Source organism: Falsochrobactrum ovis, from assembly GCF_003259955.1.
GTDB lineage: Bacteria > Pseudomonadota > Alphaproteobacteria > Rhizobiales > Rhizobiaceae > Brucella > Brucella ovis_A.
The window spans coordinates 31,898-50,683 of sequence record NZ_QLMK01000011.1; the positions used below are offsets into that span (position 1 = coordinate 31,898).

Below are 18,786 nucleotides of genomic sequence, written 5' to 3' on the forward strand. Positions count from 1 at the left end.
TCTTAATAAACCGCACGATAGCGTTCACAGACCGCTTCCGGGGACATGCCTTGGACCAGTTCGATTTCAAGCTTTTTCATGCCGAAATAGCAGTCGAGGAAATCTTTCGAGAACCAGCTCGTTACCACTTCGTCAGCTTCAAGAACTTCCAAAGCTTCTTCCAGGCTGGATGGCAGTCTGCGGATGCCCAATGACTGCATCTTTTCAGCGGAAAATTCGGAAGGGTCTTCATTCACAAGTGCTGGTTGTTCTAATTCTTCGCGAATGCCTTCAAGCCCAGCGCGCAATATAACTGCCATTGAGAGATGTGGACTGGCGCAAGCGTCAGCAGCGCGATATTCCATATTGAATTGCTTGGCAGGATTGCTGCCGGGCAGATCAAGGGTTGGGCAGATACGCAAGCTCGCCTCGCGATTTTTTTCGCCAAGGCATGTGAAAGCAGAGCTCCAATGGTGCGGCACCAGACGCATATAAGAAATAATTGATGGCGCAGTGAATGCAACCAAAGCAGGCAGATGACGGATAACACCTGCTGCAAATGAGCCAGCAATTTTGGAAAGGCGGCCGGGACGGGACGGATCAAACGTAACCGGATTGCCATCGAGATCCGTAAAACTCACATGGACATGAACACCATTGCCGACACCATCTGGTTCAATTTTGGGGGCAAAGCTTGCTTGCCAGCCGAAATTCGCCGCAACTTCGCGCGTCACAGAACGAATTGTTGCCGCCCGATCAGCCGCGACAAGTGCCGGTGCCGGACGACAGGTTACCTCAAATTGATCCTTGCCATATTCTGGCAAGAACATTTCAGGCTCGGCACCAGCTTCTTGCAATGCGCTCATTAGTAATGAACCGAAAGCGCCGGAGCGCCGCTGGGCGCGAAGACTAAAAGATGGAGCCTGCGGCCAGTCCGCACCAATAATCTGAAACTCCTGTTCGACTGCGCTTATGACTTTGAGTCCCACTTCCTTTTCATAGGCGGAAATCGTGTCTTTAAGAAAACTGCGCACGCAGCAATCCCACGGTTCGCCTTTCAGATCAGTAATATCACTGTGATAGAAATGAAGAGGCTCTTCACCGGGCAGGCAGGTCACGCGTACTTTGCTCTCGGGGTCAGGCATGAGGCGGAGATCACCGGCTGAACCCCAGGGATTGGGATCTGCAATTATGTCAAAAGGTGTAAGCGCTAGGTTAGCAGGAACCCAACCAACACCCTTGCGCATATAGTCTTCTACCTCTGCTGCGGAAAAGCTGCGACCGCGGGTTATGCCCGCAATATCCGTGGTCACGAAACTTGCAAGTTCCATCAGTCCATTGGCGTTGTTTTTATCAGGTTTCTGCATGTTTACCCCGAGAGTTTAACTGAGCTTATTTCAGGCTTTCAACGCTGCGAGGCGTTCCAAAACGGTTTGGGTATTGGTGATCCAGCAATATCCAGAATAGGCACGAAGCGCTGCATCGTGGCGTTCTTGGCTGTAGGTGGCGCAGGCATCATCAATGAGGGTGACTAAATATCCACGGTCCGATGCATCGCGAACCGCCATATCCACACATTGGTCTGTCACGACACCTGCGATGATGAGAAAACGCGTGTTCAGATTACGCAGGACATAATCAATATTGGTGGAGTTGAAGACACCAGAAGAAGTCTTGGGAAGGATAATTTCGTTTTCGATCGGCTCTAGTTCCGGGATCACTGCGCCTTCTGGGGCATCTTTGGGCACATGCATGTTGGAGAGCTTGTGATCTAGCGAGCGGTCACGTCCATCATTGGTCAGGCTCTGGATGATGGTGTGCAACACATTACAATTGGCGGCGCGCGCAGCTTTCAGAAGCTTTATCTGATTGGGGATAACCAGATCACGCAAGCGACGATGATAATAGCTGTCGGCATCCTGTGGATGGGTAGGGTCCAAATTTGGCTCACACCAAATGCGCTGCATGTCTACGAAAAGCATAGAAGTCATGCCGGTTTCGTAGGCGCTATCGCGCCGGAGGAGGTCTTTTCCATATTGCACTTCGATAGATGCCATTATCCTATCCTTTTGATCCGGAGAACTGAGAATCTGTTTGGGTATGTGGAGCCGTTAAAGCGTCTTCTGTGATCGTGTAGGCCCGACGTATCGCTTCGATATTTTCAATGCGGGCGCGAGACTGATTCGCCAATTGCGCTGTCAAAGCCGCAATTAAAGCCTCGGTTTGGGCCATTGCTGGAACCATCGTGTCGTAAGGTGATATCGTATCAACAGGGCAGGTCAGGGTGATGGAAGCAAATTCTGATATTGGCGAAAGCCAGCGATCCGTGAAAAGAACGATTCGCGTTCCCTGTTCAGCCGCCTGACGGGCAAAACGGATGGTGCCAACCTGATAACGCCGGTAATCATACACAAAAAGCGTATCTTTTTTGCCGAAATCGACCAGCTGATCCACCTGATCAGCCTGTGGGCCATTGATCCAGAAAGTATCCGGGCGCAACTGCTTCATGTGGGTCCAAAGCAACCCCGCCAGAAAGCCGCTGAAACGACCGCCGAGGCAGTGGATGCGGGCATTGAGATCGGCTGCGGCATCCACCGCCATTTGAAAATCATGCGGCGGAAGCATGGTTTGTGCGGTGTCGAGGGCGTGGATACTTGCCGCGAGAAATTGCTGATAAAAATTATCCTGACCAATTTCGGGCTTACGCTGATCTAGCATGGTGAGAGGGGAACTCATGCGCTCTTGGACCTCACTGAGCAGGGCGGTCTGAAACTCAGGATAACCCTCAAAACCCAGCTTATTGATCAGTCGCACCACGGTTGGATTGCTCACACCCGCAGAATTAGCGAGATGCGCCACAGTGTTCAGCCCTGCTGCCGGATAATTGGAGAGCAACTGCCGAACGATTTTCAGCTCGGACCTGGTAAACTCGATGCTCCCGTCCGTCAGACGATCCCTGACACCCATTTCCATCCCCTTTCGACTTTTGCCGAATTTTTCATTTTGTTACATTATGGCTAGCAGAGAATAAAAAATGAAACAAGTTTGACATTTCAAATTCAGTCGGTATGTTTCAAAAGCAAGGAACTGGCTGATTGAACCAAGCCAACTCAATGGGAGTAGATTGATGGTACGCATCAAGCGATCAACCGTCGTGGGAATTTTGACTGTCGCGCTCCCGGTTGTTCTTGTTGCTTTATTTGCTGCATTTTATTTACACGGTAGCAGCCAGCGTCTCGTTACCCTTTTTCTGATCAATTTAATCGCCGTAATTGGCTTTGGTGTGTATAGCGGCAATTCCGGCATCATGTCGTTTGGGCATGTGGGTTTCATGGCTGTCGGGGCCTATGTTTCCGGGCTGCTAACCATGAATCCGATCGTGCAAAAGACCGCTTTGCCAAATTTGCCTGATTGGCTTGCAGGCTGGGGCATGTCTTTTGTGCCGGCTCTTTTGGTGGCGGTTGTCGTGGGTGCTTTGGTTGCGATTGCAATCGGCATTCCACTGGCGCGGCTTGCAGGCTCGGCCGCATCAATTTGTACGCTGGGCTTTTTAGTTATTGTGCACGTGGTTTTAGTGGCTTCTGGCGATATTACCCGTGGCAGCCAGACATTTTTTGGTGTCCCGCGTGTGATTAATATCTGGATGGCGCTGCCCTTTGCCGTGTTGGCCATCATGGTGGCGCGCATTTATCGCGATTCCAATGCCGGGCTAAAGTTGCGAGCTTCCAGAGAAGATGAAATAGCCTCGCTTGCTGTTGGGGTAAATGTCCGATGGCATCGTTTTATCTCATGGGTGCTGGGCGCAATGCTTGCGAGTTGTGCGGGAGCGCTTTTTGGGCATTTTCTTGGTGCGTTTTCGCCGAAAGATTTCTACTTTAATCTGACATTTACGATGCTGGCTATGCTCATTCTGGGTGGGGTGGCAACGGTTTCCGGCGCAGTGCTTGGCACTGCAACCATCATGTTCATTGTTGAACTATTGCGCAAATTTGAAGGCGGATTGGCCCTTGGTCCTATTGAGCTGCCGACGATATTTGGCCTGACCGATGTCGGTGTAGGTCTGGCTATTTTGCTTGTGATGTATCGTTTGCAAAATGGCATTATGGGTATGCGCGAACTTGACGAGAAATTGCCATTTCTTCGCAAACTCAGTGGCAAGCCCGAGATATTAACGCCGCCCGTAAAGCAGGCGGACACGAACTCGGTCTTGCGAGTGGAAAATGTCGGAAGACGTTTTTCTGGATTGGTGGCGCTTGAAAAGGCTGATTTTGAGATCCGGCCAGGACTTGTCACAGGCTTGATTGGACCCAATGGTGCGGGTAAATCCACGCTTATCAACTGCATTTCAGGCGTAGTTCCCGCGACTTCTGGGCGCGTTATGATTGACGGCGTCGATGTAACATCGGTTCCAGCCTATAAGGTCCCGCTAATTGGTCTTGGACGTACGTTTCAGAATATACGCCTATTTAAAAATCTGACCGTTCTTGAAAATGTTTCTGTCGCAGTCAGTGCGGTCCCAGGACTTAAGAGTGACCCAGGACCACTTGCAATGGGTTATCTGCAAGAGGTGGGATTGGCAGGAGACTGTGATCTGATCGCTGGCGGGCTGTCCTATGGCGCGCAAAGAAGGCTTGAAATTGCTCGTGCTCTGGCTTTGCAGCCTCGTTATCTTTTGCTCGACGAACCAGCGGCAGGGATGAATCCGGTCGAAACAGAAGAATTAATGGTCGTTCTTGACCGCGTTCGCCACAAATATGGTCTGGGCCTGCTTGTGGTAGAACACGACCTCAAGCTGATCATGCGTCTTTGCGATAAGGTTGTTGTTCTAAATAAAGGGCAGCAAATCGCACTGGGTACGCCCGCGGAAATTCAATCCAATCCCATGGTGATTGAGGCCTATATTGGTCGTAAGCGCGCCAAAACTATCGGTGAACACACAACAGAGATGGATCAGACAAAATCGATCCTGCAATTTGATCCAAAACCGGTCGATCCAAATCGGGCTGATCCAAATCCGGCAACATGATTAGCAAAGGGGAAAATAATGCAAAAAGCACTTAAAGTTACATTGATCACAACTCTGCTTGCCAGCGCGGCGGTCATTCCGGCGAAAGCTGAAGAATTGCTGATCGGACTTGCGACAGCACAGACGGGTGGGCTTGCACCTTATGACCAGCCATCGCTCAGCGGTTTTCAAATTGCGGTGGATGAGATCAATGCCAATGGTGGTATTGCTGGAAAATTCCCCATTAAGCTACTGGCCAAAGATACGCGTTCCGATGCTGCGCAAACGGCGCTCGTAGCGCAAGAACTGGTTGATGAGGGTGTGAAAATTATGATTGCCCCTTGTGATGCTGATCCGTCAATTGCTGCCGGTCAGATCACGCAATCTGCCCAGATTCCGACTTTCTCTTTCTGCGCCACCACTCCAACCATGCCGCTTGCAGTCGGCGATTATATGTTTGGCAATTATCCGGCCGATAATGTTCAGGCTGCTGTTCTTGCCAATCATGCGCGGGAGCGGGGCTTTCAGAGCGTCTATATTCTCAAATCACCAGATTCAGCCTATACGCTGAAACTGCCTGAATATTTCGCTGAAAGTTTCAAAGCCAAAGGCGGCGAAGTTCTGGGCGAGGGCACCTATAGTATGGGCCAGCAGGATTTTGGCGCTGAAGTTACCAAGATCAGGGCGCTTGATCCCGCGCCGGATGTCATAATGACCTCTGCCTATGAGCCGGATTTTCCCGCCTTCATTCGTCAGTTGCGTGGCGCTGGTGTAAATATTCCAATTCTTGGCAGTGATGCGATCGATTCACCGACCACATTTGGCATGGGTGAATTGGTAAATGGCGTGGTTTTCACCACCGCCGGTTTTGCAACGCCTGGCAGTTCGCTTGAAGCATTCAATGCCAAATATAAAGAAAAAACCGGTAATGAGCCCGATACGGTTTACATCGCCAATGGTTATGATCTTGGCAAGGTAATTGAAGCTGCTGTGACCAAGGCCGACAGCATAGATTCAACCGCCATCCGCGACGCGATTGCCTCGCTAGAGGGTGTGGAAGGGGTGACCGGACCGATCACCTATGCGGGAACCCAAGGAATGCCTTTGCGCTCAGTTTCACTGGTGAAAATCGATGACGGAAATCTTTCACTGGTTTCGCAGGGTGTACCCGCGGTAGCAGATATTCCGGCACCTTAATCGCGACTAAATTCCCTTCTGCGCCAGCGGAAGGGAATATTCCCACCTTTGGCGTTAAGGGCCAAGCTGATGAACCAGTTTACCAATATGACTGAAACACCTTTGCTAGATGTTCAGGGTCTAAAGGTTTCCTACGGGCCGGTAGAGGCCGTGCGCGGCATTGATCTGCGCGTGGGAAGAGGGCAGATCGTTACGCTGCTTGGCGCCAATGGGGCTGGGAAAAGTTCGACTTTGAACGCTTTGGTTGGTTTGGCACCAAAGAAGGCGGGCACGGTTATTTTCAACGCGCAGAATGTCACCTCTGTACCAACGGAGCAGATTGTTCGTCGTGGTATGACCCTGACGCCAGAAGGGCGGCGTATATTTCCAAGCCTAACGGTTGATGAAAATCTTCAGCTTGGCGGTGCGGTCCACAGCCAGCGGGGCGCACCTTCATCCGTGCGTGAAGAAATGCTTGAGCATTTTCCCATATTGAAGGAACGGCTTCATCAAAGAGCAGGCTCACTTTCGGGTGGCGAGCAGCAGATGTTGGCCATCGCACGTTCTTTAATGTCATCGCCAGACTTGCTTTTGCTTGATGAGCCTTCTTTGGGGCTGGCACCACAGATTGTTGATCAGATTTTCGAGATGATTGCAGGTTTGCGCGATCGAGGGCTCACGATCCTGCTGGTTGAGCAGAATGTTTTGCTTTCACTTGAAATTGCTGACGCAGCTTATGTTCTGGCCAATGGGTCTGTGGTTATATCGGGCACCGCGGACGAGTTGCGAAATTCAGAAGAAATTCAAGGTGCTTATCTGGGTGCCTGAACCCGCAATACGGTTTTGAGAGGCCGGATATGGATATTTTTCTACAGCATCTTGTAAATGCTTTAAGCCTGGGCGGAACCTATGCATTGCTGGCATTGGGCCTTGCTGTTGTCTTTTCCATCATGGGCTTGATCAATTTCGCCCATGGCGAATTAATGACCGCAGCCGGTTATGGGCTTTGCTTTGCGCTGATCGCGGGCCTTCCTTTTGGTGCTTCAGTTATTTTCGGAATTGTGGTCGCTGTGGCACTGGTTTTGCTGATGGAAAGGGCAGCATTCCGCCCGGTACGGGGCGCAAATGCTACCACACTTCTACTAACCAGCTTTGCGGTCAGTGCGATTTTGCGGGTTTTGTTTCAAAATTTCGTCTCAGCCCGTCCGCAAGCTGTGCCGATGCCGACGAGCTTCTCCGGTATAATTGAAATTGGCGGTTTGCATATTGGGGTAATCCAACTCACCTCAATCAGCGTGACTGTCCTTGTCCTGATTGCTCTAAGCATTTTTCTGAAATCCACCGTCATGGGCCGGGCCATGCGCGCCGCATCTGAAGATTTTGCCATCGTGCGCTTAATGGGGATCAAGGCAAATACAGTGGTTGCCACTGCTTTTGCCATATCGGGAATATTGGCGGGTATTGCCGGAATTCTCTGGGTTGCGCAACGGGGAAGCGTCGATCCTCTGATGGGTTTCCTGCCCGTGCTCAAAGCCTTTATCGCAGCTATTATTGGCGGTCTGGGTAGTCTTTCGGGTGCTGTCGCAGGTGGCTTTCTGCTCGGCTTTATCGAAGTTTTCCTGCAAGCCTATTTGCCCGAGAGCCTGCTGGGTTATCGTGATGCGTTTGCAATCTTGATAGTGATCGGTGTTCTGTTGATGGCTCCGCAAGGTCTGTTGGCGAAAAAAACTACGATCAAATTATAAGCTTCGTAATCCATATGTATAACTTATTATCCCGGAAACAACTTCCGGGATAATTCGCTTTAGGCCGCCGCTAAAGCCCAGCCCTTATTCTGCTGCCATTATTATTCAGGTAATTGAATATCCGCCATCGACCGGAATGATAGTTCCGGTCATAAAAGCTGCATGTGGACTGGCGAGAAAAAGGATCATGCCTTGCAGATCTTCCGGTTTTCCCCAGCGGGCCAAAGGAGTGCGCGCAATTATTGGTCCGGAGCGTTGCGGATCATCTTGCAGCGGCTTGGTTAGGGGTGTCGCGATCCATCCGGGGGCGATTGCATTAACCCGAACTCCCTGCGGAGCATAGGCAATAGCAAGCGATTTTGTAAGCTGGGCAATGCCGCCTTTGGAAGCCGAATAGCCGGGCACCAAACCACCGCCGAAGTAACTAAGCATCGAAGCGATATTAATAATGCACCCGCCACTTGCGGAAAGTTGGTCTAGCGACGCTTCGCAAACCCGCATGGTGCCATTGAGATTAATATCCACCACTCTATCAAATATATCCGGGTCCCGTTCTGCCCCGCGCTGTATAATCCCAGCGCAATTGACCACAACATGCAGATCACTGAACCCGGCAATAAATTCTTTCACCGCAAGATTGGAGCGCACATCAAGCACATGGTAGGAAATATCTTCCGAAGATTGGCTTGATTGACAGGTGCTGCATTCAAGTTCGGTTGCGCCTGTCGCATGGACAATTGCCCCAGCATCATGAAATGCTGCAGCAATTGCTCTACCAATACCGCCAGTCCCGCCGGTAACAAGAACGCGGCGGCCTTCCAGCCAGCCGCGCGCCCATTCCGCTGATTTATCGGATAAACTGGTCAACATAATCTGCCCCCAGCCCCACTTTTTCATAGTGAGCACGGCACATGTCGATCTTGGTGAACACGTCTTCATAGCCGATTTGCTTGTTATCCTCATCGAGATAAACCATGCAGCCGGATATATTGAAGAAAGTGATCATCTCATCACAATCGTCAGGGACGTTCAGCGTATGGATTTCGCCCGGAGGCTCAAACACAAATGAGCCTTCTTCAGCCATCCAATCATGCTCGAAATAATGCCATTTACCTTTCAAGACGAGGCCGAATACCGGGGCGGGATGCACATGTTTTGAAAGCACACCCGATCTGGTTACTTTGAGCAGATTGCACCATTGCCCGGCCATAGTATTTAGAAACATCGGACGGAAAAAAACATTTGGTGCTTGCGGTACCCAAACTCGTGGATCATCGGGCATTGCCTTGATTGCAATTTCGAGTGAAGCAAGCTCGTGTGTTGAGCCTTTCATATATTTATACATAGAAGCTCTTCCTTCCTATGAGGTGTAGACAAACACATTCGGAACGACCTCTATTCAATTTCCGTCGCGGTAAGGTTTTCGGTTTTTCGCTGCGGTCTGATCCAGGAATAAATGATTGAAAGCCAGATCAGGCAGAAGATCACGAAAATGGCGAAAGCAATCGGACGGTTGATAAAGGCCAGCAAATTCCCCTGAGATTTGATCAATGTAGTGATCATATTTTTCTCAAGAATTGGCCCGATGACGATGCCCAAAACACAAGGTGCAATCGGCATATCATTCTCTTCCATCAAATATCCAACAACTCCGAAGATGAGCATGATGGTCACGCCATAGACTGCATTGTTGGATGCAAATGCACCAACGATACAGAAGATGAGGATGAGCGGCATCAACACGCTTTTTGAGATGCGCAGAATGTTTTTCGAGAGTTTTATCAGCCCCCAGCCAAGCGGAATCATGATGAGATTGGCCAGGATGAAGATCAGAAAAACCGCGTAAATCGTCTGAGGATTAAACATAAATAGCGTCGGTCCAGGGTTCATTCCCTTGACGTAAAGAACGCCGATGACAATGGCGGTAATCGTATCGCCCGGTATGCCGAACACCAGAGCAGGTACCCACGCACTTGAAAGTGAGGCATTGTTTGCTGACGACGCTTCGACAACTCCTTCGACGTGGCCTGTGCCATATTTTTGCGGTGTTTTTGAAAATCGGCGACTGATGGCATAACTTACATAGGCTGCGACATCAGAACCTGCGCCGGGCAGAATGCCGACGGATGTGCCAGTCACATTTCCTCTTAGCGCCTGTTTCCAATAGGATTTAAGCATATATCCCCAATCTTTGAAGATATTGCCCACGGCCTTGGAGGCTTGTTGTTCGCCTTTACCACCGCTTAATACTGTCCGCAGAACTTCAGATATGGCAAATAGGCCGATCATCACAGGGATGAAATCAATGCCTGCAAGCATTTCGGTCGAGCCAAATGTAAGGCGCGGAACACCGGCGGGGTTGTTGAGCCCGACAGAAGCAATTGTCAGCCCAATAAACAGGCTGAGCAAGCCTTTGGCAGGGCTAGAATTTCCCATGAATACAGCACAGGTCAAACCCAGAAGGGCGATCCAGAAATATTCTTGGGACGAAAATTTAATGGCTATTTCTGCCAGTGAAGGTGCAGCAAAAATAAGGACTATCGTGCCAAATAAACCGCCGAGCGCGGAGAATAACACGCAGGCGCCAAGCCCGGTTTCAGCCTTACCTTTTTGGGTTAAACGATATGTATCTTCCACATAGGCAGCCGAAGATGGGGTGCCGGGAATACGCAAAAGTGCTCCCGGAACATCACCCGCAAAAATTGCCATGGCTGAGCAGGCTACAATAGCGCCCACCGCCGCAACAGGCTCCATGAAGAAAGTGAGCGGAACAAGCAGTGCGGTTGCCATTGTCGCGGTTAAACCGGGCACTGAGCCGACAAAGAGGCCGAACGAAGAGGCCAGAATAACTGTCAAAATTACGTTGCTTGTAGCAACGAGCCAGAATGCTTGAAGGATGACGTCCATTTCTGTCTCCTTACCAGGGTAGCCGCGGCATGAGGCCAAATGGCAGAGGCACAAGCAGCATCGTCCGGAAAATAAAATCGCAAGCGAATGCAGCGATGATTGCTAGGATTGCCGCTTTGACTGGATGAACTTTCAGGATCAGAAACATGATAAAAGTCATCAGAATGGCGGTGGGTATGAAGCCAACTGATTGGGCAAAAAAGATATAAAAGATGACGAGCAATAGCGTTGTGGCAACACCTGCAAGCGCTCGAGGGCTTTTAACCTCAGCAGCGAGGTTTACCCATGGTTGCTTTCCCTGCCTGATACCTTCGTATAGCAGGCGCAGGGAACATGCGATGAAACCGATGGATATAAGCAGCGGAAATGTCGCAGCGCCGTATTGTTGCCCGGGAATATCGGGCAATTGCCACGCATAACCGGTAAGAAGAACGCCATAGAGCAGAAAGAATGCCCCGAGCGTAGTGTCACTGAATCGCATAACATACACCTGAATGTTCAGTTTCACGGGCAGGCTTTTTATCGCCTGCCCGTTACTCGGGTATTACTTGGCCAGTCCGATGGCTTTCATCGTCTCGCCAAAATTCACGTCATTGGTGGCCATGAATTCGCCAAATTCCTCGCCGGGCAGGAAACTGGCGCCAAAGCCTTGCGCAGTCATGAATTCATTATACTCGTCGCTTTTAAAAACATTATCGAGCGCGGTGACGAGCCGTTCTTTCACATCATCGGGCAAGTTTTTCGGAGCAACAATCCCGCGCCAAGCACCAAACTCCCAGTCGGAACCTGTTTCTTCCTTTAAGGTAGGAACATCGGGAAATAGCTTGGAGCGCTCTTTGTTCATATAGGCCAGAGATTTAACTCGTCCTGCCTCGATCAATGCACGCGCTTCAACCAGCGAAGAAGGCACGATATCGGTGCCGCCGGATAACAGTTCCTGAAGTCCGCTTGCCGCGCCATCACTTGGAACCCATGTTACTTTGGATGCCTCAATACCTTCGGAATTAAGCAGACCCGCAATGGCAACATGCCAGCTGGAGCCTTGGCCGCTACCTGTTGCGCGGAAAGTGCCGGGTTCTGAAGTTTTGATAGCCTCCAGAAGTTCTCCGACCGTTTTATATTTTGAATCCGCTGCAACCTGCACACCAGCCGGGTCCTGGTTCATAAGCGCCAGCGGGGTAAAGACCTCATAGGTGAGATCTGTCAGTCCCAGCCAATGCATGAGGTTGACTTCAGTGGTTGCCAGACCGAGCGTGTAGCCATCTGGGGCCGCATCTGCCATGGCAGAGTGTCCAACCACGCCCGAACCGCCCGTGCGGTTTACAACATTGACGGATTGGCCCAGTTCCTTTTCGAGGCCAACGGCAATAACGCGCGCCACCGCATCGGTTCCGCCGCCTGCGCCCCAAGCCACCAAGAGTGTAATCGGACGATCAGGATAGTCTGCCAGCGCGGCGCCGGCAGTGGACGAAAGCAGAATGGCTGCTAAAAGAGTTTTTGCGAATTTCATATCATTCCTCCCAAGTACTAAGTTAGTCCAGTGTTGTTTGCTGACGATCCGTCCGATCCTCCTCTGATCGTTCAGATAGTTATCGCGCAGATCGTTATAGGCCTCCAGTCACAGTAATTAGCGTGCCAGTCACAAAGCCCGAACCGGGCGATGCCAGCCAAAGCGCTGCTTTCGCAATATCGTCCGGTTCAGCAATTCGTCCCATTGGCGTCAGAGCTGCAATTTTTGCAGGTCTTTCAGGATTACCACCTTGTGTGTGGATTCTCGTATTTGTGGTGCCAACGCGAATTCCGTTGACCCGAATTCCTTCGGGTGCAAGTTCTTTACCGCTTCCGATGGTGATGGTTTCAACAGCGCCCTTTGAAGCCGCATAATGAATATATTCATTAGGGCTGCCCAGGGCGGCTGCAAGTGATGACATATTGATAATCGAACCACCATTACCGCCTTTGCGGGTGGACATTCTGCGTGACGCCTCCTGAGTGCAATAGACTACGCCAAAAGTGTTGACGGCGAAAGTGCGTTCCAGCTCCTCTTGTTGAAGCTCCTCCATCCGACAGGCTTTGCCGATGATACCAGCATTATTGATCAAAGAGCTGAGGCGACCGAGCGCTTTGTCACATGCAAGAAAGAGCTGTTCGACCTCTTTGCGGTCACCGATATTGGCCTGAACAGCCACAGCGCGTGCACCCGCTGTCTGGCAATCCCTGACAACCTGCTCTGCTGCGTCGGTGTCACTTAAATAGTTGACGCAGACATCATATCCCTCTGCAGCAAAAAGCCTTGCAGTTGCGGCGCCAATGCCGTGACTGGCTCCGGTCACAAGGACAATAGGCCTTTCAGGCTTTCTGCCGTAAGACACTACCGTTTCCGCCATTACATCACGCTTTCCAAAATATCTTTATATTCCTGCGCGCTGAGGTCTCGCGGGTTTGATTGATGGCTGTGATCGGCAAGTGCACGCTCGCATGTCCAATCGAACACGTCGCGCGTCACGCCAAGGTCAGACAGTTTGGCGGGTATGCCCAATTTCCGATTCAGCTCATCTAACGCATCGGCAAGCGTAGTGCCCGAAAGGCCGGCGACTTTTTCAAGGTGAGCAATTTTATTTGCAGCTTCAGCAATGACAGCGTTGGCTCGCAGGACCGGAGGCATCAAAATAGCGTTTAGCGTGCCGTGATGCAGTTTGAGTTCCTTAAGGCCTCCCAGCGCATGGCTGAGCGCATGAACCGCGCCAAGCCCTTTTTGGAAAGTAAGGCCACCCTGCAAGGCCCCCATCATCAGGTCTGTGCGTGCTTCGATGTTTGACCCATCGGCAAATGCGATTGGCAGCGCATTCCAGACTCGTTCAAAGCCGTCAACGGCGATAGCTTCTGCGGGTGGGTTATATCGAGGCGAAAGATAGGTTTCGATACAATGTGATAATGCATCAAGGCCTGTCGCCGCTGTGAGGGCTGGGGGAAGCCCCAGCGTTAGTTCTGGATCACAAATAGCGCGGCGGGGAATGAGATAGGGACTAATAAAGCCAAGCTTGCGGCCATCATCAAGAGTGATAAGTGCGGCGCGCCCAACTTCCGAGCCTGTGCCCGCGGTGGTTGGAATTGCAATAAGAGGCGCTACAGCGCTGCTGATTTTTGGAATTCCGCCCAAGATCGCGGCATATTGTTCGAGCTCGCCTTCATGTGTCGCAAGAAGTGCAACGCCCTTTGCCAGATCAATTGGCGAGCCGCCGCCGATGGCAATCACCCCGTCACAGCCCTGCGATCTGTAGACCTCCAGCGCTTCTTTCACACCGGTTTCGGTTGGATTTGTCGGGACATCAAGAAAGCGGGGCGCGGTAGCAATGATCTCCAGCCCTTTGCGGTCTAAAAGACCGGCTGCTTTCACACCATGATCGCTTATAATCAGTGGTTTCTTAATAGATATGTCGCTTAAGGTTTGTTCAAGAGAAGCAACCGAACCTGCACCAAAGTGAATGGTTGTCAGGTAATTTATAATATGCATCTCATCTCCCTAAATTATTGTGTTATTCCCCTCAGGGCGTCAGTTCATTCAATCAATATCCACGAAAGAGACAGCCGTTATAGAATTGCTCAAAATGCTGAGCAAAATCTCAGGAGCAAACGGATTTTCTGAACTCCATATTGCTCTTTCTAGCTGTGTTGTGGCTGCCTCCCTTAGCAAAAACTACCAACCTGTATCCATAATGTGGGCAGAATGCCCATTCGATGGTTACCAAGGTGGCAAAAATTGTCAATAAGCTTCCGAAAGGAAGTTTGTTTTTTTCCATTGGCAGATTCCGAAACTCGAATGGCTCTGACCCGGGTCGGAAGCCGCACACGCGCGAAAAGAGTACATAATACGTCTATTGATCGGATAAGTCCGCATAAATTTACGGTAATGGTTCTGGCTACCGTCATTGCGACCCTCCAGATCAGACTAAAAACAACTGCGATTACACGATGAATGACGGCGCGCTTATTGAAAGGGACATAATGGCCTCATCCGAAAATGGTGTTTTCTAGAAATTTATGGCGGTGTTGCAAGCCCATGGCGGTGATTCTTGTAGGGCCGACATAGCGGATTTCATCAGGTGGGGCCTCATCGCAGGCGTGAGCATCAGCATCCCAGTTTACCGATATGATGATAGCAGACATGCCGATTATGCGCGGATGATTAAAGATACCGCCGCAGCCATTACAAAGGCTCTAAGCAAATGTTGTAAGGTGAGCCTGCCTTTGCTCGGTTGGCTACGGTTCAGGCTCACCTCGAACTTATTATAAGGTCTATCTTTTGGCCGTGTTGCTATCGTCAAAAGTGAGGGCGAGAAATTTCTGGGTTGTTGCGCCGAGATTCTCTTTTAGCCATTGAGCCATCTCGATTTCTTCCTGAAGGTTTTGCTCGCAGAGTTGTGCGATTTCTTCTTCATTTACCGTGCGTGCTGCGGCAATAAGCATAGTATAAGACGCGATTTCCATAGCTTCGAAGGAAAAGCTCGCCAAAGACCCCTTCATCACTTCGTCGCCGGCAAACATGCCGCTCATCGCTTGGCCCATAGCCATGATCTTGGCGCCCGCATCTTTGACGCCGGAATGGGATTCGCCTAATCGATCAAGGCATTGCTCCAGACGTGCGGCCTGAGATTTGGTTTCCCGAATATGCATTTCAATTCGGGCAGAGAGTTCCGGATAGTTTTCCAGACGTCCGACCAATCCATTTAGCATGGTTTCCGCCTGCTCTTCCATTGCATGGGCATCGCGCAACCATTGCACCAACCATTCTCTTGCATCTGTCATAAGCTTCCTCCTTTTCTGAACTCATTTAACAGCTCAGATTGAGGTTTGTTCCTAAAGCAAAGCGGATGTTCAAATCATTCCGGACGGGTCCAATCGTCATGATGGCAATGCGGACAATGAAGCCCGTTTGCGGCGTGTGCTGGTTCTACTATTCCGCAATGTCGACAGCAGCGCGCTTCGCCTGGTTCGGGCTCGGGAAGGTCAGGAGATTGAGGCACGAGATCATGGGGCGGCACGATTGGGAGTCCTGGTTTCGCTTTTTGATAGCGAAACACGCTTACATCCCCATCTGCCTCCATAAAGGCCCATTCTACTTCCCCCAAATTACGGACACCATGCAGCCGAAGCCGTTCCATCACTTCCAATTCGTTCATATCTCGACGCGATGCCCCAACTTGGTCGATCACACCATCGCGAACCAGTGTCGTGGGAGAATTATCAAATACGGATTTTAAGGGTGCCCAATTATGTATCCATCGATCAATAAATTTCGTAACTATGATGATTACGGTTATCGCGGCTAGAGCATGGAGTATTGGGACATCTGCATAAAATGCAACGTCCCCAACGGCCGAGCCGAGCGCTATGATGAGGACAAAATCGACCAAAGACATTTGGGCGACTGCACGGCCGCTTAATAGTCGCAGTAAAGCAAAACAATAAACATAAGAGATTATGCTTCGGAATATGATCTCGCCGAAAAACAGCAAAGGTGCATCGCCTATCCACATGCGGGTGGCTTCGAAGGCGACTACTGGCTCTTCCACGGCATAGCCTCCACGACAATGGAAAGATCAATTTCGTAATCTCAAAACGAACTTTGCTTTCCGTTGCTTTCGCTCATCTTGTTCGTACCACAATGTGAATTTGACATAATTGGTTCCGCTGCTCTGTTTGCTGAGCGCGTTGCAATCAGTCGCGATCTTCTCAAAATTGGGCTGGGCGATTGTCTCGACTTTCTTAATTGGCAACGATAATGTGCGGCGACTTGCACTTTGTTTTCCATTACCAGCCATTCAATTGGGGGAATTTTTATGACTGATCGCGACGTCATAGTTTCGGGAAGTTTCAACACGCGCGACTTAGGTGGATATCGCACTAAGCACGGGAAATTGGCGTGGAGAAAGACGTTCCGATCAGGCAATATGTGCAAGGTAGATCAGACTGGGATCCTCGCTTTAAAACAGCTAGGCGTCACACGTATCATTGACTTGAGAAGCCAGAAAGAAAGAGATGCTGAGCCGGACCCCATTAGGGCTGGTGACAATATTGAATTAATTTCGATCCCACTCTTTGATGATCTTAATCCAAATCAACTTCCAGGTGGCAATGCATTACTAGATCTTTATTTGGATGCACTTAAAACGCATGGAATGTCATTTATAGAAGTATTACGGAAAATCGGTGAGTGCCGTGACGCGGTTCTCTTTCACTGCACTGCAGGAAAAGATCGCACCGGGTTAATTGCAGCCTTGTTGCTGTCCTTATCCGGGGTGGCACGAGCTGATATTATTAATGACTATGCAATGACCGCCGATCGCTTAGGGCCGCTCTTGATGGAGCTTGAGAAGACTGTCGGGGCATTTAATCTTAATAAAGCAGACTTTATGCCGATGCTGGAAAGTAATCCAATAACAATGTCAAAGACATTGGACTGGCTTGATAGCAACTTTGGTGGAGCAGAAGAATATGTCCGATCTCATGGTTTCACGAACGCTGATTTAGCACAGATCCGATCCCGATGGTGCCTTACGGATCCAGAAATGGTCATGGAAGATGTGTAGACGCATATGTCGGCCACAGTCTTTTATGCCTTTGTCTGCCTTCTGGCGCTTTTAAGGAAGTTTTGGCACCGGCTCATCAACGGCGTGCCAGCAATATATTTGGTGCGAAGGGTAAAGAGCTTTGCACCTTAATATCGTTCATCGTCAGTTTTTAACTATTTTGAATAGCGTCCGCGAAACCCAATGAGTGCCCAAAATTTGTATGCTGGATAGTTGGACCACTGTAGGGTTCGGTTAATTCGCCAATTATTACAAGGAGTTCGAATGGTGGGCGTGACAGGGCCACCATTTCAGTTTTTGCCCTTTGATTTTATTGGCTTTTTTGCGATAATTCCCTCACCTGTATTTGGGTGAGGGGCAATTCTGTTCTCTATCTGGTCTGCAACGATGCGACTGGCCTCTATCCCAAGACGCTTGCGATCAATGCCTCGTGTATAGATTTCTGCGGTAGAAATATTCGTCCATCCATACTGAGCAAGTAGCTGATGTGTAGCGGCGCCGCCCTCTGCCGCTAGTGTCGCGCTAAGCTTTCTAAGCCCATGGGCTGATTTCTTTACGCCAGCCTCGGCGCAAGCTTCATGGAACCAATTCCCAAAACTACCTTCTACAAATGGTTTGCCTTGGCTGCTTTCGATTAAATTGAGACCCTGTCGCGGCGTGGCCTTGATCATATCCAGCAACTCGTCAGACAGTTCTACTGCTATTCTGGCACCAGTCTTGGCAGTATCCATAGCCAATACGCGGCCATTGATGTGCTGTATACCGACCCGAACAACGTCCGATCTGCGTAGGCCGATTAATAACATCAGTTCCATAGCTAAGCGCTGGGATGTCCCAATCGAATGGGTGGTTCGGTAAGCGATAACGTCCTCGATGGTCCAGGGGGGGAAACCGGACGTTTTATATTCAGGCAGGTCAATGTCTAGCGACGGATCAACCTGCACGTAGCGCATTTTCTTGGCCCATCCGAACAATCCTCGCATCACCTTTAAGAAATTTGCGGCCATAGCTGGCGTTTCGTGCCGCCTGTCGACAGCTTCCTGAATAACGTCTTGGGTGAAAGAGGCGAGTGCCTTATTGCCATTTCCTTGTAGAACTTTATCCATAATAAGGCGCTGCTGCTTGCGTGTAGCGTCAGAGTAATTGGCCCATTTAGCACTTTCGTTCGTGTACTTATCCCAGAGCCATTGTAGAGTTCCGGTTGGAACGTGTTTAACTGCAACGGGTTCGCCAGCTAATACGGCGCGATAAGCTTCCTTGAAGGCTGGATCATTTGGGCTTGGTAGACGGGTGCGTTTTCCTTTCCCCATGCGAAAATAATAGACCCACTTGCCATGGCGGGTCTTCTGTCGGTGTACATAGAGAGGAAGCTTTCTCTTCATTC

General features: G+C 50.2%; 18 protein-coding genes. 5 read left to right on the plus strand and 13 right to left on the minus strand.

Features of this window, described 5'->3' with window-relative positions; genetic code table 11:
• Positions 1-2 precede the first annotated feature (2 nt).
• The 3 genes from C7374_RS11895 to C7374_RS11905 are packed head-to-tail and all read right to left on the minus strand — an operon-like array spanning position 3 to position 2,946.
• Complete coding sequence (locus C7374_RS11895) at positions 3-1,346, minus strand: glutamine synthetase family protein (RefSeq protein WP_111575851.1); 1,344 nt, start codon at positions 1,344-1,346, stop codon at positions 3-5.
• Between the two features lie 30 nt (positions 1,347-1,376).
• Complete coding sequence (locus tag C7374_RS11900; RefSeq protein ID WP_111575852.1) at positions 1,377-2,036, minus strand: cysteine hydrolase family protein; 660 nt, start codon at positions 2,034-2,036, stop codon at positions 1,377-1,379.
• Positions 2,037-2,040: 4 nt separating this feature from the next.
• The gene (locus tag C7374_RS11905) at positions 2,041-2,946 is read right to left on the minus strand and encodes a MurR/RpiR family transcriptional regulator (protein ID WP_111575919.1); all 906 of its coding nucleotides are present in this window, start codon (positions 2,944-2,946) and stop codon (positions 2,041-2,043) included.
• Positions 2,947-3,106: 160 nt separating this feature from the next.
• On the opposite strand from C7374_RS11905, the gene C7374_RS11910 reads away from it, so the two are divergent.
• From C7374_RS11910 to C7374_RS11925, 4 genes are all read left to right on the plus strand, one after another.
• The gene (locus tag C7374_RS11910) at positions 3,107-5,005 is read left to right on the plus strand and encodes a branched-chain amino acid ABC transporter ATP-binding protein/permease (RefSeq protein ID WP_111575853.1); all 1,899 of its coding nucleotides are present in this window, start codon (positions 3,107-3,109) and stop codon (positions 5,003-5,005) included.
• A gap of 18 nt (positions 5,006-5,023) precedes the next feature.
• Positions 5,024-6,181, plus strand: coding sequence for an ABC transporter substrate-binding protein (locus tag C7374_RS11915; RefSeq protein ID WP_111575854.1), 1,158 nt, complete (start codon positions 5,024-5,026; stop codon positions 6,179-6,181).
• Between the two features lie 69 nt (positions 6,182-6,250).
• Positions 6,251-6,988 carry an ABC transporter ATP-binding protein gene (locus tag C7374_RS11920; RefSeq protein WP_245412649.1) on the plus strand — a complete coding sequence of 246 codons (738 nt, stop codon included), beginning with the start codon at positions 6,251-6,253 and terminating at the stop codon, positions 6,986-6,988.
• Between the two features lie 29 nt (positions 6,989-7,017).
• Complete coding sequence (locus tag C7374_RS11925; protein WP_210205119.1) at positions 7,018-7,905, plus strand: branched-chain amino acid ABC transporter permease; 888 nt, start codon at positions 7,018-7,020, stop codon at positions 7,903-7,905.
• 105 nt (positions 7,906-8,010) lie between these two features.
• Here C7374_RS11925 and C7374_RS11930 read toward each other — a convergent pair whose 3' ends face one another.
• The 9 genes from C7374_RS11930 to C7374_RS11970 form a co-directional block, all read right to left on the minus strand.
• A complete protein-coding gene (locus C7374_RS11930; protein WP_111575855.1) occupies positions 8,011-8,775 on the minus strand; it encodes an SDR family NAD(P)-dependent oxidoreductase in 765 nt (254 codons plus the stop codon).
• A complete protein-coding gene (locus C7374_RS11935) occupies positions 8,753-9,250 on the minus strand; it encodes a 2,4'-dihydroxyacetophenone dioxygenase family protein (RefSeq protein WP_245412650.1) in 498 nt (165 codons plus the stop codon). The genes C7374_RS11930 and C7374_RS11935 overlap by 23 nt, the downstream gene beginning before the upstream one ends.
• A 50-nt stretch (positions 9,251-9,300) precedes the next feature.
• Positions 9,301-10,812 (minus strand): tripartite tricarboxylate transporter permease, encoded by a 1,512-nt coding sequence (locus C7374_RS11940; protein WP_111575856.1) that lies wholly within the window; start codon positions 10,810-10,812, stop codon positions 9,301-9,303.
• 10 nt (positions 10,813-10,822) lie between these two features.
• Positions 10,823-11,293 carry a tripartite tricarboxylate transporter TctB family protein gene (locus C7374_RS11945; protein ID WP_146612730.1) on the minus strand — a complete coding sequence of 157 codons (471 nt, stop codon included), beginning with the start codon at positions 11,291-11,293 and terminating at the stop codon, positions 10,823-10,825.
• A gap of 63 nt (positions 11,294-11,356) precedes the next feature.
• Entirely contained in the window at positions 11,357-12,322 is a 966-nt protein-coding gene (locus C7374_RS11950) for a tripartite tricarboxylate transporter substrate binding protein (protein ID WP_111575858.1), read from the minus strand.
• 94 nt (positions 12,323-12,416) lie between these two features.
• Complete coding sequence (locus tag C7374_RS11955) at positions 12,417-13,199, minus strand: SDR family oxidoreductase (RefSeq protein ID WP_111575859.1); 783 nt, start codon at positions 13,197-13,199, stop codon at positions 12,417-12,419.
• Positions 13,199-14,326 (minus strand): iron-containing alcohol dehydrogenase, encoded by a 1,128-nt coding sequence (locus C7374_RS11960; RefSeq protein ID WP_111575860.1) that lies wholly within the window; start codon positions 14,324-14,326, stop codon positions 13,199-13,201. The genes C7374_RS11955 and C7374_RS11960 overlap by 1 nt, the downstream gene beginning before the upstream one ends.
• A 782-nt stretch (positions 14,327-15,108) precedes the next feature.
• Positions 15,109-15,618, minus strand: a complete 510-nt coding sequence (locus C7374_RS11965; RefSeq protein ID WP_111575861.1) for a ferritin-like domain-containing protein — start codon at positions 15,616-15,618, stop codon at positions 15,109-15,111.
• A gap of 74 nt (positions 15,619-15,692) precedes the next feature.
• On the minus strand, positions 15,693-16,385 hold the full coding sequence (locus C7374_RS11970) for a DUF421 domain-containing protein (RefSeq protein WP_146612731.1): 693 nt from the start codon (positions 16,383-16,385) through the stop codon (positions 15,693-15,695).
• Positions 16,386-16,652: 267 nt separating this feature from the next.
• Between C7374_RS11970 and C7374_RS11975 the strand changes: the two genes are divergently transcribed.
• Positions 16,653-17,402: a tyrosine-protein phosphatase gene (locus C7374_RS11975; RefSeq protein ID WP_111575863.1), complete on the plus strand. Its 750-nt coding sequence runs from the start codon at positions 16,653-16,655 to the stop codon at positions 17,400-17,402.
• A gap of 290 nt (positions 17,403-17,692) precedes the next feature.
• Here the strand turns inward: C7374_RS11975 and C7374_RS11980 are convergent, their stop codons facing one another.
• Positions 17,693-18,784: a tyrosine-type recombinase/integrase gene (locus tag C7374_RS11980; RefSeq protein WP_158527831.1), complete on the minus strand. Its 1,092-nt coding sequence runs from the start codon at positions 18,782-18,784 to the stop codon at positions 17,693-17,695.
• Positions 18,785-18,786 lie beyond the last annotated feature (2 nt).